Origin of the sequence: Janthinobacterium sp. SUN206 (assembly GCF_030587305.1) — a bacterium.
Taxonomy (GTDB): Bacteria; Pseudomonadota; Gammaproteobacteria; order Burkholderiales; family Burkholderiaceae_D; genus Janthinobacterium; species Janthinobacterium kumbetense.
Genome location: NZ_JAPWIB010000001.1, coordinates 111182 through 127409 on the forward strand (window position 1 = coordinate 111182; position 16228 = coordinate 127409).

13 protein-coding genes are annotated in these 16228 nt (G+C 63.7%); 6 read left to right on the forward strand and 7 right to left on the reverse strand.

Going from position 1 to position 16228, the window contains the following annotated elements; genetic code table 11:
* Window positions 1–205 precede the first annotated feature (205 nt).
* Window positions 206–2095: a CocE/NonD family hydrolase gene (locus O3300_RS00530; protein ID WP_305051642.1), complete on the forward strand. Its 1890-nt coding sequence runs from the start codon at window positions 206–208 to the stop codon at window positions 2093–2095.
* On the opposite strand, the gene O3300_RS00535 is transcribed toward O3300_RS00530, so the two are convergent.
* The 4 genes from O3300_RS00535 to O3300_RS00550 all read right to left on the reverse strand — a co-directional run bounded on the left by O3300_RS00535 (window position 2092) and on the right by O3300_RS00550 (window position 5969).
* Window positions 2092–2949 carry a DMT family transporter gene (locus O3300_RS00535; protein WP_305051643.1) on the reverse strand — a complete coding sequence of 286 codons (858 nt, stop codon included), beginning with the start codon at window positions 2947–2949 and terminating at the stop codon, window positions 2092–2094. The two genes, O3300_RS00530 and O3300_RS00535, sit on opposite strands and share 4 nt — an antisense overlap.
* A 7-nt stretch (window positions 2950–2956) precedes the next feature.
* Complete coding sequence (locus tag O3300_RS00540; protein ID WP_099664353.1) at window positions 2957–3778, reverse strand: ABC transporter substrate-binding protein; 822 nt, start codon at window positions 3776–3778, stop codon at window positions 2957–2959.
* Window positions 3779–3878: 100 nt separating this feature from the next.
* Window positions 3879–5162, reverse strand: a complete 1284-nt coding sequence (locus O3300_RS00545) for a TCR/Tet family MFS transporter (protein ID WP_099664352.1) — start codon at window positions 5160–5162, stop codon at window positions 3879–3881.
* A 156-nt stretch (window positions 5163–5318) separates the two neighbouring features.
* Entirely contained in the window at window positions 5319–5969 is a 651-nt protein-coding gene (locus O3300_RS00550; protein WP_305051644.1) for an HD domain-containing protein, read from the reverse strand.
* Window positions 5970–6288: 319 nt separating this feature from the next.
* Here O3300_RS00550 and O3300_RS00555 point away from each other — a divergent pair, with 319 nt between their 5' ends.
* The 3 genes from O3300_RS00555 to O3300_RS00565 all read left to right on the forward strand — a co-directional run bounded on the left by O3300_RS00555 (window position 6289) and on the right by O3300_RS00565 (window position 10449).
* Window positions 6289–6780, forward strand: coding sequence for a chemotaxis protein CheW (locus O3300_RS00555; RefSeq protein WP_035818113.1), 492 nt, complete (start codon window positions 6289–6291; stop codon window positions 6778–6780).
* Between the two features lie 309 nt (window positions 6781–7089).
* Window positions 7090–8730 (forward strand): methyl-accepting chemotaxis protein, encoded by a 1641-nt coding sequence (locus O3300_RS00560; RefSeq protein WP_305051645.1) that lies wholly within the window; start codon window positions 7090–7092, stop codon window positions 8728–8730.
* Between the two features lie 72 nt (window positions 8731–8802).
* On the forward strand, window positions 8803–10449 hold the full coding sequence (locus O3300_RS00565) for a methyl-accepting chemotaxis protein (protein WP_305051646.1): 1647 nt from the start codon (window positions 8803–8805) through the stop codon (window positions 10447–10449).
* Here the strand turns inward: O3300_RS00565 and O3300_RS00570 are convergent.
* Complete coding sequence (locus O3300_RS00570) at window positions 10446–11138, reverse strand: ribonuclease HI family protein (protein ID WP_305051647.1); 693 nt, start codon at window positions 11136–11138, stop codon at window positions 10446–10448. The two genes, O3300_RS00565 and O3300_RS00570, sit on opposite strands and share 4 nt — an antisense overlap.
* A gap of 143 nt (window positions 11139–11281) precedes the next feature.
* Here O3300_RS00570 and O3300_RS00575 point away from each other — a divergent pair, with 143 nt between their 5' ends.
* Both O3300_RS00575 and O3300_RS00580 read left to right on the forward strand, forming a co-directional pair.
* Complete coding sequence (locus O3300_RS00575) at window positions 11282–12490, forward strand: NAD(P)/FAD-dependent oxidoreductase (RefSeq protein WP_305051648.1); 1209 nt, start codon at window positions 11282–11284, stop codon at window positions 12488–12490.
* A gap of 59 nt (window positions 12491–12549) precedes the next feature.
* Complete coding sequence (locus tag O3300_RS00580; protein ID WP_289913835.1) at window positions 12550–13116, forward strand: Rrf2 family transcriptional regulator; 567 nt, start codon at window positions 12550–12552, stop codon at window positions 13114–13116.
* Between the two features lie 11 nt (window positions 13117–13127).
* Here the strand turns inward: O3300_RS00580 and O3300_RS00585 are convergent, their stop codons facing one another.
* Both O3300_RS00585 and mgtA read right to left on the reverse strand, forming a co-directional pair.
* On the reverse strand, window positions 13128–13481 hold the full coding sequence (locus tag O3300_RS00585; RefSeq protein WP_305051649.1) for a DUF6677 family protein: 354 nt from the start codon (window positions 13479–13481) through the stop codon (window positions 13128–13130).
* 36 nt (window positions 13482–13517) lie between these two features.
* Window positions 13518–16202, reverse strand: coding sequence for a magnesium-translocating P-type ATPase (mgtA, locus tag O3300_RS00590; protein ID WP_305051650.1), 2685 nt, complete (start codon window positions 16200–16202; stop codon window positions 13518–13520).
* Between the last annotated feature and the right edge of the window lie 26 nt (window positions 16203–16228).

The following is a 16228-nucleotide window of genomic DNA, read 5'->3' on the forward strand; positions in this document are numbered from 1 at the left end:
CGTTATGGTTGCAGTTCGGGCGCGTTCTGTCAAGTTTGCGCCCGGATTTATCTGCTGCGCCGCGTCAGAGGCTTGCCTTATGTAAAACTTGCTTTCCGAGTACTATTGCCGTTCGGCCACTTTTGCGTGGCATGAATCATTGGAGAACAGTATGCGCATGTCGTCCCCCGTCCGGCTCACCGGCCTGGCTCTTGTTATCAGTTCCTTGTTTGCAGCACCCGCGATGGCGCAAACGCCGCCCATGACGCCCGATATCGGCGCCAAGCTGGCCATGCCCGACCTGAATGATTACGTCAAGCGCGTGGTGATGATCCCCATGCGCGACGGCGTCAAGCTGTACACGGTGATCGTCGTGCCGAAAGGCGCCCAGAAAGCGCCGATCATGCTCACGCGCACGCCGTACAATGCGGCCCGCCGCGCCCAGCGCGCTGCCAGCCCCAGCATGCTGGCCGCCTTGCCGCAGGGTGACGATACCCTGGTGGAAAACGGCTACATCCGCGTATTCCAGGACGTGCGCGGCAAGCATGGCTCGGAAGGCGATTACGTCATGACGCGCCCCGTGCGCGGACCGCTGAACCATACCAAGGTCGATAACGTGACCGATGCGTGGGACACCATCGACTGGCTCGTGAAAAACGTGCCGGAAACGAATGGCAAGGTGGGCATGCTGGGTTCCTCGTACGAGGGTCATACGGTGCTGATGGCCCTGGTCGACCCGCATCCGGCGCTGAAGGTGGCCATTCCCATGAGCGCCATGGTCGATGGCTGGCGCGGCGACGACTGGTTCCACAACGGCGCCTTCCGCATGCCGAGCCTGTCCTACCTGGCGTGGCAGACGAGCGCGCGCGGCAGTAGCGAGGCGCCGGCGCTGGGCGTGTATGACGAATACGATGCGTATCTGCGCATCGGCTCGGCCGGCGATTACGCGAAGAAGTTCGGCATCGACAAGCTGACCTACACGAAAAAGCTGTTCGAGCACCCGGCCTATGACAGTTACTGGCAGGAACAGGCGCTCGACAAGATCCTCGCCAAGCGCCCGCTGATCGTGCCCACCATGCACGTGGTGGGGCAGTGGGACCAGGAAGATATCTATGGCCCGTACGCCACCTACACGGCGATGGAGGGGCGCGACAAGCGCAACAACCTCAATTACCTGGCCATCGGCCCGTGGCGCCATAGCGGCGTCAACTATGACGGCTCCAGCCTGGGTGCCCTGAAGTTTGACGGCGATACGGCGCGCCAGTTCCGCGAAAAAGTCATGCAGCCATTCCTGAATCAATACCTGAAGGATGGCGCGCCGGAAGCGAACACGGCGCCCGTGGTGTCGTACCAGACCGGCACCAACCAGTGGCAGCGCCTGCAGCAGTGGCCGCTGGCCTGCGAGACCTGCGACACCAAGCTGACGCCGATCTACCTGCAGGACGGTTCCAGGCTGGGTTTTGCGGCGCCATCGGGCGCTGCGGATGCGGCTGAAGGCGCCTTCGATGAATACGTGGCCGATCCCGCCAAGCCCGTGCCTTTCGTGCCCCGTCCCGTGCGCCTCACGGACCCGGATGTGTGGAAGCCATGGCTGGTCAGCGACCAGCGCGGCTATGCCGACCGCACGGACGTGCTCAGCTATGTGTCCGAACCGTTGAAGACGGCCGTGCGCATCGCCGGCGCGCCGATGGTGAACCTGTTCGCCGCCACCAGCGGCACGGATGCGGACTGGGTGGTAAAACTGATCGATGTGTATCCGGACGAAGTGCCGTCGCAGCCGGCCATGGGCGGCTACCAGCTGGGCGTGGCGATGGATATCTTCCGCGGCCGCTACCGCGACAGCTTCGAGCACCCGACGCCGATACCGGCAGGTAAAGTGGAGCGCTACCGCTTCGCCTTGCCGAACGCGAATCACGTCTTCCTGCCCGGCCACCGCATCGCCGTGCAAGTGCAGTCGAGCTGGTTCCCCCTGTACGACCGCAACCCGCAAAACTACGTGCCGAACATCTTCCTGGCCGACCCGGGCCATTATAGAAAGGCGACGCAGCGCGTGTACCACGCGGCAGGGGCGGCCAGCGCGATCGAGTTGCCGATTGCGCCGCTCGACGCCCGCTAAGCGATTCGCATGAGGATGGCGCCCGCCGCGATCAGGCCGATGGCCAGGTAGCGGCGGGGGCTGATCTTTTCGCGCAGGAACAGGGCCGCGATGGCGATGGCGAACAGGATCGACGTTTCGCGCAGGGCCGCGATGGCGGCCACGGGCGCCTGCGTCATGGCCCACAGGGCCAGGCCATACGATGCGAGGGTGCCGAAGCCGCCAACGGCGGCCAGGCGCCATTGCGTTTGCGCATACGCAAGCAAGTCGGCGGGGCGGCGCAACGCCGTCCACAGCAGCAGTCCTGCGCCGTTCAAGACAAAAATCCACATGGTGTAGGCGGCCGGCGCGCCGGACAGGCGCACGCCGATGCCGTCGATCAAGGTATAGCTGGCGATGACGCAGGCGTTGCCGAGCGCAAAGGCGGTGGCGCGGCCCGTGTTTTTCGGCATCCTGCCGATGGCGCCCGTGCGCGCGGCAACGTACAGGCCGAGGATGCCCGCGCAGATGCAGGCGACGGCGCCCATTTGCATGGGGGAAAGGCGTTCGCCGATCAGCGGCCAGCTGGCCAGCGCCACGAGCAATGGCGCGCTGCCGCGCATCAAGGGGTAGGCATGGCTCATGTCGCCCGCCCTGTAGGCAGCCGCCAGCAGCGAGTAATACGCCAGCTGTGCCACGGCCGAGGCGGCCAGGTAGGGCCAGCTGGCGGGCGCGGGAGTGTTGACGAAGGGCAACGCGGCCAGCGAAATCAGGGCCGCGCCCACGGAAACGAGCACCGTGCTGAGGAAGGTATCCTTGCCCGACTTGACGATGGCGTTCCAGCTGGCGTGCAGCAGGGCGGCAAACAGGACGACGGCGACGACCAGACCGGACATGCAGGCCTTAGCGGGGGCGTATGCTCAGCGACAACAGTTCCTGGCGGTGATGGCGCTGGAAGCCGTCCATCACGGCGCCGGAGCGGCCCGCCCTGTCGAGCAGTTCGCGCAGGGTCGCCTGGTCTTCCGCCGTCAGCGACTTGCGCGACAGGTAGACGCCGCTCATGCCCCACGGCAATTCCGGCAGCGCTTCCAGGCGCAGGCGGTCGGCCAGGCCATACACGCGCGCATCGTTTTGCGCCACGCCGGCGAGGATGGTGGGCGCCATGATGGTGGCATCGATGAAGCCGCTTTGCATCAGGCGCGCCACGGACAGGGCGTCGACTTCGTAGAACAGGCGGCCCTGGCTGCTCAGCTCCTTCGCCAGCGCCTGGTACGGTGCGCCATAGTCGTAGCCGCGCACGAGCGCCACGCGCAATTCGCGCCGCTCGATCAATTCCTGCATGGTGTTGATGGGCGGTCGCGCGCCCTGGAGCGAAATCAGCAGGGGCCGGCTGCCCAGCATGGGGATGAACAGGCCATGCTGGTCGCGCCGCAAGGTGCTGCTGGCCGGGATCAGCAAGTCGGCCTTGCCCGCCTCGAACATTGCTTCCAGGCGCGCGCGGGGCACGGCCGTGAAGATGAAATTGCAGCCGAGCTTGGCACCCATGCCGCGCAGCAAGTCGGGATAGATGCCGCTGATGGTGGCGCCATTCACCACGACGCTGGCGCCGATGGCCGAGACGGGCACCTGGATGTCGCGCGAGCATTGTGCGCCCGCCAGCGATGGCAGCGCCAGCGCCAGCATGGCCACGGTTCGGCGCCAGGCGCTGGAATAAAAGTCAGTCATACCCATCCTTGCTCACCATCGTATCGCCGGCGTCGGCAACGCCCGCTTGATTATCCCATTCTCGCCTATTTATTTCCCAAATACAATATTATCCCGCCGACTACTTTGTGGTGGAAACCATAAGTCTTGCCTGGCGCTGCGCCTTGAAGTAGCGCCAAGCCACCAGGATGCCCAGGGTTTGCATGATGGCGCACAGGTAGAAGGTGCTGCCGATGCGCCAGTCTTGCGGCGGCAAGTGGCTCACTTCGCCGAGGATCATGCTGCCGAGCAAAGGCATGAAGATGATGCCCAGGCTGCTGATCGATTGCAAGGAGCCCATCAGCTCTCCCTGTTCGCTGGCGTTGGACGATTTCGAGATGATGCCTTGCAGCGCCGGTCCGGCGGCAAAGGCCAGCAGGTTGCACAGGATCAACGCATACATCATCCAGCCCTGCGTCGCCAGGCCGTACAGCAGATAGGTGAGGGCGCCCGAGGCCATGCCCAGCAGGGACAGGCGCACTTCGCCGAAACGCTTGATGAGGATGCCCAGCAAGCCCGCCTGCACGACGGCCGCGCACAGGCCCACGCAGAACAGGGCGATGCCGTTCTGGCGCGGCGTCCAGTCAAAGCGGAAGTGCGTGTACAGCACCCAGGTGGTGTTGAGCATCATTTGCGCAAACGTCATCAGGCCGAAAGCCAGCACCAGGCCGCGGATTTCCACGCGGCGCACCAGCTTGAGCAGGGCGGCAAACGGGTTGATGCGCGCCAGGGTGAACGGTGCGCGCGGACCAGGCTGCAGCGATTCGGGCACGCAGAAATAGCCGTAGATGAAATTGGCCGCCGACAGGCCCGCCGCCACGTAAAACGGCAGGTGCAGGTTGATTTCGCCCAGCAGGCCGCCCAGCATGGGGCCGCAAATGAAGCCCAGGCCGAAGGCGGCGCCGATCTTGCCGAAGCTCTTGGCGCGGTTGTCGTGCGTGGAGACGTCGGACGCATAGGCGGACGCGACCGACATGCTGGCCGACGAGACGCCGCCGATGATGCGGCCGATGAACAGGCAGGCCAGGTTCGGCGCCCAGCCCGTGGCGAGAAAGTTGATGCCCATGCCGGCCATCGAATACAGCAGCACGGGGCGGCGTCCCACGCGGTCGCTGATGGCGCCCAGCATGGGCATGAAGATGAATTGCAGCAAGCCGAAGACGGCCGCCATGATGCCGTACCAGAATGCCTGCTCATCCTTGCCGTTGACAAAGTCGCCGATCAGGATGGGCAGCACGGGCACCACCAGGCCGATGCCCAGCATGTCGATGAAGACGCAGACGAGGATGAAATTGAGGTTGCCGGCGCGCGCGGGCGCGGCGGGCGATGACGGTGAATGGCTGTCGGGGCTGGTTTTGTCGGACATGCATGCTTTCGGCGCGCACCCCGCGCCGCCGTGCGGCGTGCGGAGTTCAGTTGTTGGCGTGGCGCCGGCGCGTGGCAGCTTCCTGCTGGCGCGCGGCGCGATAGCTGAGCCTTGCATTATAGACAGCGTGGGCCATGCTGGCTATCGCCACCCATGCTAGATGGCAATTCCCCATTCGTCGGCAAAGGCGGCGCGGAAATCCGTCAGCACGGCCAGCCGCTGTTCGGCCAGCGCGCGGCCCGCCGCCGTCTGCATCTTGCCGGGCAGCTTGTCGAGCTTGGTGACGATATGGTCGAGCGCGTAAGCCTTGTCGTCGAGCGGACGCTGCTGTGCCAGCGGGTCCGTGCCGTGCGCCAGCGCGCTATCCATGCGCGCCGCCGTATAGAACAACCGCGCCAGTCCCACGGCGCCCAGCGCATCGATGCGGTCGGCATCCTGCACGATTTGCGCTTCGAGCGTGTGCGGCGGCAAGTCGGCGGAAAAACTGTGCGTCTCGATGGCGTGAGCCACGCCGGCCAATTTTTCTGATGGGAAATCCAGTTCCGCCAGCTGGCGGCAAGCCAGCGTTGCGGCCTGGCGCGAGGCCAGGTGACGCTCGGGGTGGTTCTTTGGCAGGTTGACCAGGTCGTGCAGGTAGCAGGCGGCCATCACGGTGAGGGCGTCCGCCTCCGCATGGTCTTGCAGCAGGACACTGGCATTGCGCCAGACGCGGTGCAGGTGGTTGAGGTCGTGGGCGCCGTCATCGCCCAGGCCGGCCGTAGCCAGCGCCAGCAGGCGTGGTTGCCATTGGGAAAGCAAAGAATGCATGTTCACAGTCGTAAAAAGCAGGGGCCGCCAGTGTGGCATAAAACGGCGCAGTGCGTGGCGGGGGCCGGCGTGCCGTAATCGCCACATAAATTGCATTTTTGAAAATAAAAAATCAGACGGTCGCTCTTTTTTAGTGCATGTAAAATTTACATGGGGTAACATTGCCGCACGGAAATTAGAGGCATAAGCTAATTGCTAGAAAATATTTGCAAAAACACACAAGTGGCGGCCATCCCCTGTTGGGTGACTCTGCCACGTCCAAGGCTTGCTTGCAGCGTGCCTTGGCCTGCGCCCCAGGCGAGTTAACGAAAGGAATATCATGAACACCATTTCCAGCGACACTGGCGCAACCGTTGCCAAGGCTGCCGAATACCTGGCCTTTACCCTGGGCCAGGAAGAATATGGCATCGACATCCAGAAAGTCAGCGAAATCCGCAGCTATGAAACGCCGACCCGCATCGCCAACGCGCCCGAGTTCGTCAAAGGCGTGGTCAACCTGCGCGGCATCATCGTGCCGATCGTCGACATGCGCATCAAGTTCAACCTGGGCACGCCCAGCTATGACCAGTTCACCGTCGTCATCATCCTCAATATCGGCAACCGCGTCGTCGGCATGGTCGTCGACCGCGTTTCCGACGTCACCACCCTGATGCCGGAACAGATCAAGCCGGCGCCGGACATGGGCCGTTCGATCAACACGGAATACGTGATCGGCCTGGGCACCATTGACGAGCGCATGCTCATCCTGGTCGATATCGACCAGTTGATGTCCAGCGCCGATATGGGCTTGATCGAAAAATTGGCAGCCTAGGCCGCCAGGAAAAGTCCAGGACGGCGTTGCATTGCCTCGCCGTACATTCGTACTGTCTTCGGCAACGCGCCTTGCCCTGAACATTTCCTGACACCCTAGTGCGAGAGGGTTTTTTAGAAACAATTGACCCCAAGCATTGTTTGCTTTTTCTGCAAGGCGCACGCTAGCGCATTTCCTGGCGCACGGTTCAGCCGAACCGTGCGCCAGTTTCACTTGAGTTTCACTTTTTACGCCCGTTTCGCCATGGCAGCCAGCCCGCAGCAGCGCGAAACTGCCAGCCATGGCATCAGGGCTCTTTAGGATAGTCACATGAATTTATTACGCAACGTCAGCATCGGTGTCCGCCTGGGACTCGGTTTTGCCGTGATTTTGCTGTTTTCCATGCTCATTACGGGCATCAGCGTCTGGCGCTTGCACGACGTAGCCAGCGCCACGCGCGTCATGATGGAGCAGCCGCTGGCCAAGGAGCGCTATATTTCCGACTGGTATGGCCGCATCGACAGCGCCGTGCGTCGCACCATCGCCATTGCCCGCAGCAGCGATACCTCGCTGAGCGGCTATTTCGCCGAAGAATCGAAAGTCTCCTCGTCCAGCTCGGCCGAGCTGCAAAAGAAAATCGAGGCGCTGATCGACAAGCCGGAGGAAAAAGCCATGTTCGCGGGCTTGCTGGAACAGCGCAAGGTGTATATCGGTTCGCGCGACCAGGTCTACAAGCTGAAGGGCGAAGCGCAGGTCGATGCCGCCAATGAGGTGTTCGAAAAGACCTTCGTGCCGGCCGCCGCCAAGTACCAGAAGATGGTCTCGGACTTGCTGGAACACCAGCGCGCCACGATCGACGCCACCGCGCGCGAGATCGACGCCGTTGCCAATACCAGCCGCAACCTGATGCTGGTGCTGGCCGCGCTGGCGCTGGCTTTCGGCGTCGTGTGCGCCTGGGTCTTGACGATGGGCATCGTGCGCCCCCTGCGCACGGCCGTGGACATCGCCCGCAAGGTAGCCGATGGCGATTTGACGGCGCAGATCGACGCCAGCGCCAAAGATGAAACCGGGCAACTGCTGCTGGCCCTGAAGGACATGAACACGAGCTTGCTCAATATCGTGGGCGAAGTGCGCAGCGGCACGGACAGCATCGCGACGTCGTCGACGCAAATTGCCGCCGGCAACCAGGACCTGTCTTCCCGCACGGAAGAGCAGGCCGGTTCCCTGGAAGAAACAGCCTCGTCGATGGAAGAGCTGACCAGTACCGTGAAACAGAATGCGGACAATGCGCGCCAGGCGAACCAGTTGGCAGCGTCGGCGGCGCAAGTGGCCGTCAAGGGCGGCGCAGTCGTGGCGCAGGTGGTGGGCACGATGGAATCGATCAATGCTTCGTCCAATAAAATCGTCGATATCATCAGCGTCATCGACGGCATCGCCTTCCAGACGAATATCCTGGCCTTGAACGCGGCCGTGGAAGCGGCGCGTGCGGGCGAGCAGGGCCGCGGCTTTGCCGTCGTGGCGTCCGAAGTGCGCAACCTGGCGCAGCGCTCGGCATCGGCGGCGAAAGAGATCAAGACCCTGATCGGTGCTTCCGTGGAGCAAGTCAACGCGGGCAGCATGCTGGTGGCGCAAGCCGGTTCGACCATGAACGACATCGTCGACAGCGTGCAGCGCGTGAGCGACATCATCACGGAAATCACGGCGGCCAGCAGCGAGCAAAGCGTGGGCATCGACGAGATCAACCGCGCCATCGGCCAGATGGATGCTGTGACGCAACAAAATGCGGCCCTGGTGGAAGAGTCGGCGGCTGCCGCCGAATCGATGCAGCACCAGGCGCACAACCTGGCGCAAGTGGTCAGCGTGTTTAAACTCAATGGCCAGCAGGCCGGCGCCGGCGGCGTGAAGGGTGTGCAACACGCGCAGAAACGCCCGGCAGCACCGCAAACCACTTTGCGCATCGGCACGCGCTGATGCCGCCGCGGCTGCCCCAGGCAGCCGCAACCCCTTTTATATAGTCTGGTTCCGCTTTTTTAGGATATTCACATGAATTTGTTAAGAAACGTCAGTATTGGTGTGCGCCTCGGCCTGGGTTTTGCCGTGATTTTGCTGTTTTCCATGCTCATTACGGGCATCAGCGTGTGGCGTTTGCACGACGTGGCCATGGCCACGCGCACCATGATGGAGCTGCCGCTGGCGAAGGAACGCTATATTTCCGACTGGTATGCAAAGATCGATAGCGGCGTGCGCCGCACCACGGCCATCGCGCGCAGCAGCGACACGTCACTGGGCGCGTATTTTGCGGAAGAGGCCAAGCAATCGTCCGTCGTGTCGGGCGAATTGCAAAAGAAAATCGAAGCCTTGATTTCCAGCCCGGAAGAAAAGGAACTGTTCCGGCTGGTGAGCGAACAGCGCAAGGTCTACCTCGATTCGCGCGCGCAAGTGTCGAAGCTGAAGGCGGATGGACAGGAAGCCGAGGCAGAAAAGGCGTTCCAGGGCATCTTCGTGCCCGGTTCGACGAAATACCTGAAAGTGGTCAACGACATGCTGCAGCACCAGCGCGCCAGCATCGACACGACGGCGCGCGAGATCGACGAGGTCGCCAAGACGAGCCGCAACTTGCTGCTGACCCTGGCCGTGCTGGCGCTGGGCTTTGGCGTCGTCTGCGCCTGGCTGTTGACGACGGGTATCGTGCGCCCCCTGCGCACGGCCGTGGACATCGCCCGCAAGGTGGCCGATGGCGACTTGACGGCGCAGATCGACGCCAGCGCCAAAGATGAAACTGGGCAACTTTTGCTGGCCCTGAAGGACATGAACACGAGCTTGCTCAACATCGTCAGCGAAGTGCGCGCAGGTACGGACAGCATCGCGACGTCATCGACGGAAATTGCCGCCGGCAACCAGGACCTGTCTTCCCGCACGGAAGAGCAGGCCGGTTCCCTGGAAGAAACAGCTTCGTCGATGGAAGAACTGACCAGCACCGTGAAACAGAATGCGGACAATGCGCGCCAGGCGAACCAGTTGGCGGCCTCGGCCGCGCAAGTGGCCGTCAAGGGCGGCGCGGTCGTGGCGCAGGTGGTGGGCACGATGGAATCGATCAATGCTTCGTCGAACAAGATTGTCGATATCATCAGCGTGATTGACGGCATCGCCTTCCAGACGAACATCCTGGCCTTGAACGCAGCCGTGGAAGCGGCGCGCGCGGGCGAGCAGGGCCGCGGCTTTGCCGTCGTGGCGTCCGAAGTGCGCAATCTGGCCCAGCGTTCGGCATCGGCGGCGAAAGAGATCAAGACCCTGATCGGCGCTTCCGTGGAGCAAGTCAACGCGGGCAGCATGCTGGTGGCGCAAGCCGGTTCAACCATGAACGATATCGTCGACAGCGTGCAGCGCGTGAGCGACATCATCACGGAAATTACGGCGGCCAGCAGCGAGCAAAGCGTGGGCATCGATGAGATCAACCGCGCCATCGGCCAGATGGATGCTGTGACGCAACAAAATGCGGCCCTGGTGGAAGAGTCGGCGGCCGCCGCCGAATCGATGCAGCACCAGGCGCACAACCTGGCGCAAGTCGTCAGCGTCTTTAAACTCAATGGCCAGCAGGCCGGCGCCGGCGGCTTGAAGGCCGTGGGCGGCGGCAAGCGCCCGGCGGCCAAGGCGACGCAAGAGGCATTGCAGATCGGCCGCGCCGCCTAAACGGCTAGGGGGGGAGGGGCGTCCTCCACCCAGCCGGCGATCGCCAGCTGCGACAGCCGGTCCGCCTCGCCATTGCGGTGGCGCGGCAACCAGCGCAGCGTTACATCGTGTAATTGTTCCAGCAGGGCCACTACGGTGGCCTTGTGTATTTCCAGTCCCTTGGCGCCTGCCGCCGCCGTTCCCAGCACATCGTTGATCACCACCTGGCTGTCGCCGTACAGCAGCAGTTGCGCGGGCGGCGGGCGCACGCCGAGTGCCGCCTGCAGCACGGCCGTCAGGGCCGCATATTCCGCATCGCTGCTGCTGCCATAACCGGCCGCCTCGCTCACTTCGATACGTTCGCCGTTAGGCCCCAGCAGCAGGGCGCCGATGCCCAGCTTGCCCGGATTCGGGTGGGCGGAGCCGTCGAACCAGCCGCGCCATGCCGAAGCGGGGCCAGCCGGCAGGCGCTTGGCCGCTTGCGCCTGCTGGCGGTCGCTGATCTTTTGCGCCTTGCGCTGCGCGTCGGCCGCGCGCGCCTGCGTCCGCGCCGCCAGCAGGGCGGCCAGGCCCTGCGTGCCTGCCGCCTGTTCCAGTATGCGCTGCAGCGCCGCGTCGCCGGCGATGCCTTCCAGCGCCGCCAGCCGGCGCGCCTGTATCCGCTCGCTCTTGAACGCTGCTGCCAGCAATGTTTCCAATTCCTCTTGCATGGGGCTTTCCCTGATCGTTGTGCCGCGAATCTACGCGAGTCCGGCGCGGACCGCAAGACAGCCTGCGCCTTTTTCGCCATGTCCGCTTGCGCCGCATAACGCGGAGTGATATAGTCTGCGTTATCAAATCAAGGAGAAAAAACATGACACAGCGCGTATTGATCATTGGTGCCGGCTTTGCCGGCTTGTGGAGCGCCCTGGCCGCCGTGCGCCGCCTGCGGTTGGAAAACGTTGCGAGAGGCGACATCGAAGTGGCGCTGGTGGCGCCGGAAGCGGTGCTGACGATGCGCCCGCGCCTGTACGAGCCGGCGCCTGCTGGCATGGTGGCGCCGTTGCAGCAACTGTTCGACGACACGGGCGTGCGCTTCATCGCGGGCAAGGTCGAGGCCATCCGCAGCGCCAGCGACGAGGTCGACATCGTGGCCGCCGACGGCAGCCGTTCGACCCTGGCCTATGACCGTCTGGTGCTGGCGGCGGGCAGCAGCCTGTTCCGGCCGGATATTCCGGGTTTGCAAGAATTTGCCTTCAGCACCGACCAGCGCGACGACGCGGTGGCGCTCGATGCGCACCTGCATGGTCTTGCCGCCCGGCCCGCATCGGCCGCGCGCAATACGGTCATCGTGGCCGGTGGCGGTTTCACGGGCATCGAACTGGCGGCCGAACTGCCGGCCCGCCTGCGCGCCATCCTGGGGCAGGATGCCGAGATCAAGGTGATCATCGTCGAGCGGGCGCCCGACATCGGTCCCGACCTGGGACCGGGACCGCGTCCCGTGATCGAGCAGGCGCTGGCGGAGCTGGGCGTGGAATGCCGGCTCGGTTCGGCCGTCGCCGCCATCGATGCGGACGGCTTGACGACGGCCGATGGCGAGCGCATCGAGGCGGCCACCGTGGTGTGGACGGCGGGCGTGCGGGCCAGCGCGCTGACGGCGCAGATTCCCGGCGACAAGGACGCGGCGGGCCGCCTGCGGGTGGCGCACGACTTGCGCGTGCCTGGCGCGGGCAAGGTCTTTGCCACGGGCGACGCGGCCGTCGCGGCCACGGACGACGCTGGCAATCACACGCTGATGAGTTGCCAGCACGCCATGTTCCTCGGACGTTCCTCGGGCGACAATGCCGTGGCAGACCTGCTGGGCCTGGCCACGCGGCCCTACCGCCAGCCGTATTATGTGACGTGCCTGGACCTGGGGGCGTGGGGAGCGGTCGTCACGCAGGGCTGGGAGCGCAAGGTGTGGATGACGGGCAGCGAAGGCAAGGCCTTGAAGGTGGCCATCAATGGCCGCGTGATTTATCCGCCTGCCGACAGCGCGGCGGCGCTGGCGGCCGCCGATCCCGCGTTCGAGCTGGCGCTGTAGTCTTGCGGCTGCAAACGGGGAGTGCTACAGTCCCCGTTTTGCAACGGAGGAATGGCATCATGGCACATTATGGAAGCGGCACCGAGTATGGCTTGCATTGCCTGCTGTATCTGGCGCAGCCGCTTGCCGAGCCTGCCAGCAGCCGCGACCTGGCGGAATTGCAGGGCATTTCCGTCTCTTTCCTGGCAAAAATCTTCCCCAAGCTGGAAAAGGCGGGCATCGTGACGGCGTCGGAAGGCATACGCGGCGGCTACCAGCTGGCGCGTCCGGCTGCCGAGATCAGCGTACTCGACGTGGTGGACGCCATCGAGGGGCCGAAACCGCTGTTCGATTGCCAGCAGATCCGCAGCCGCTGCACCCTGTACGAAGGCGAGCCGCCCGGCTGGATGACCAGCGGCGTGTGCGGCATCCATGCCTTGATGCTGCGCGCCGAGAAAAGTATGCGCGCCGAGCTGGCCAGGACGACCCTGGCCGACCTGGCCCAAGGCGTGGGCAGTGCGGCGCCGGCCGGCTTTGGCGAGGATTTGCAGGGCTGGTTCAGCGGCCGCGTGCAGGTGCGCAGCGAAGCGCGCATCGCCGCCGTGCGCGGACCGAAGCCGCGCCGCGTCAAGGGCGATGCCGTCTGACGCCAGCGATCTTACGGCTTCAATAGCATGGTATCGACGAGGCTGCCGATCCAGCACGCCACCAGCACACCCACGGCCACCGTCATGGCGGGGCCGTCATGGGCCGACAGCGCATCGACTTTTTCCACGATCAGCTGCACGTCGAGGGGCAGGGCGCCGCTGTCGATCTGTGCCATAACTTGATCCAATCGTGCCATGATCTGGCGTAATACGAGCACCAGCGCGACGAGGGCGGGCACGAGGAACAGGCAGCCGCGCGCCTTGCGTTTTAATAAGAAATGCCCGCTGCCGGGAAACACGAGGCCCGACAGCAGCAGGGCCTGCGTGCGTTTGGATAGGGATGAAGGTGAGGGGGAGCCGCTCATGCGTGCCTTGTGTAGGGGTAAGAGCGGCCCATCATACTATTGCCAGCCGAATTTGCGCAGGTACACGCGTTTCATGAACGTCGTCAGCAGGGTGTAGCAGATGAGGATGCCCAGCAGCCAGGGGAAGTAGCCCAATGGCAAGGCTTGCAGCTTGAAGTAGGTCGCCAGCGGTCCCATCGGCAGGAATACGCCCACGGCCATGATCAGGGTCGTGGCCACCAGCAGGGGCACGGAAGCGATACTGTCGATGAAGGGCAGCTTGGGCGTGCGGATCAGGTGCACGATCAGGGTTTGCGTCAACAGCCCCACGACGAACCAGCCGGACTGGAACAGGGTTTGCTGTTCCGGGGTATTCGCGCCAAATACATGCCACATCAGGATAAACGTGCTGATGTCGAAGATCGAGCTGATGGGGCCGAAAAACACCATGAAGCGGCCGATGTCGCGCGGGTTCCAGCTCAGCGGCTGCTGGATCAGTTCGGCGTCGACATTGTCGAACGGGATGGCGATCTGCGACACGTCGTACAGCAGGTTTTGCACCAGCAAGTGCAGCGGCAGCATGGGCAGGAACGGCAGGAAGGCGCTGGCCACCAGCACGGAAAACACATTGCCGAAGTTCGAGCTGGCCGTCATGCGAATGTATTTGAGCATGTTGCTGAAGGTGCGGCGGCCTTCCAGCACGCCTTCTTCCAGCACCATCAGGCTCTTTTCCAGCAAAATGATGTCGGCCGCTTCCTTGGCGATATCGACGGCGGAATCGACGGAAATGCCGATATCGGCCGCGCGCAGGGCGGGCGCGTCGTTGATGCCGTCGCCCATGAAACCGACGATGTGGCCATTGCCGCGCAGGGCGCGCACGAGGCGCTCCTTGTGCAGCGGGCTGAGCTTGGCAAATACCGTGTTGTCCTCGGCCGCTTTCGCCAGGGTGGCGTCATCCATGTCGTCCAGTTGCGGGCCTTGCAGCACGCCATGCACGGCCAGGCCCACTTCGCGGCAAATCTTCGCCGTCACGAGGTGGTTGTCCCCCGTCAACACTTTCACGGTGACGCCGTGTTCCGCCAGCGCGCGCAGGGCGGGCGCCGTCGATTCCTTCGGCGGATCGAGGAAGGCGACATAGCCGATCAGCGTGAGCGCCGTTTCATCGGCCACGCCATACACGGTTTTGTGCGGCGGCACTTCCTTGACGGCCACGGCCACCACGCGCAAACCTTCCGCATTCAGGCCATGCGTGGTTTCCAGCACCTTGTCCAGCAGGGCCGCGTCGAGGGGGATATTCACGCCGCCCAGGCGCAGGTGGCTGCAGGCGGCGAGGATTTCCTCGACGGCGCCCTTGCAGATCAGTTCATGGTGATCATTCTTTTCGGAAACGACGACGGACATGCGGCGGCGCACGAAATCGAAGGGGATTTCATCGACCTTTACATAGTCGCGCGCCAGCTGCATTTCCGTCTGCAATTCCACGTGGTCGAGCACGGCGCGATCCAGCAGGTTTTTCAAGCCCGTCTGGTAGTGGCTGTTCAAATAGGCGAATTGCAGCACTTCATCGGATTGCTGGCCGAACACGTCGGTATGGCGCTCGAGCACGATCTTGTCCTGCGTCAAGGTGCCCGTCTTGTCCGTGCACAACACGTCCATGGCGCCGAAGTTCTGGATGGCGTCCAGGCGCTTGACGACGACTTTCTTTTTGGACAGTTTCACGGCGCCCTTGGCCAAGGTGCTGGTGACGATCATGGGCAGCATTTCCGGCGTCAGGCCGACGGCCACGGACAGGGCGAACAGGAACGCTTCCATCCAGTCGCCCTTGGTCCAGCCGTTGATCAGGAAGACCAGCGGCGCCATCACGAGGGCGAAGCGGATCAAGAGCCAGCTGACGCTGTTCACGCCCGCCTCGAACGCCGTCGGCGTGCGCTCGGTGGCCGTCACGCGCGTGGCGATGGTGCCGAAATAGGTGCGGTTGCCCGTGGCCAATACCAGCGCCGTGGCGGCGCCCGAGATCACGTTCGTGCCCATGAACAGCAGATTGGCCAGTTCCATGGGATCTTTGCCATGGGCGTCGGCCAGCTCGGCCATCTTTTCTACCGGCAAGGATTCGCCCGTCATGGCAGCCTGGCTGACGAACAGGTCTTTCGCGGACAGCAATCGGCAGTCGGCGGGGATCATGTCGCCTGCCGACAGCACGATGAGGTCGCCCTGCACCAGCTGGCGGATCGGCAGCTCGACTTGCTGGCCATTGCGCAGCACGGTGGCGGTATTGCTGACCATGGCTTTCAGGCGCTCGGCGGCCCGGTTCGAGCGGCCTTCCTGCACGAAACGCAGCAGGGTCGACAAGATCACCATGGTGCCGATGACGATGGTTGCCTTCGGGTCTTCCGTCAGGTAGGAAACGATGGCCAGCACGGTGAGCAGCAGGTTGAACGGATTCTTGTAGCACAGCCACAGGTGCTGGTACCAGGCCAGCGGTTTTTCATGCTCGACCTCGTTCGGACCCGTTTGCGCGCTGATCACTTGTGCTTCGGCATCGCGCAAGCCTTCCAGGCGCGTGTGCAGGCGGTTCAGGGCGCTATCGAGGTCTTCATGGGCGGCGGCCAGCAACTGGCGCGCCAGGTGGTCGGGCACGGGGCGGGCCGTGCTGTTTTCCAGCGGCATGGCGCGGCGGCGGAAGTTGCCTGCCGTATGGCGCTTGCGCAGGAACGATTCGAATAAGCGGGTGAAGAGATTCATTGCTCTTCCTTTCACGACGAGGTGTT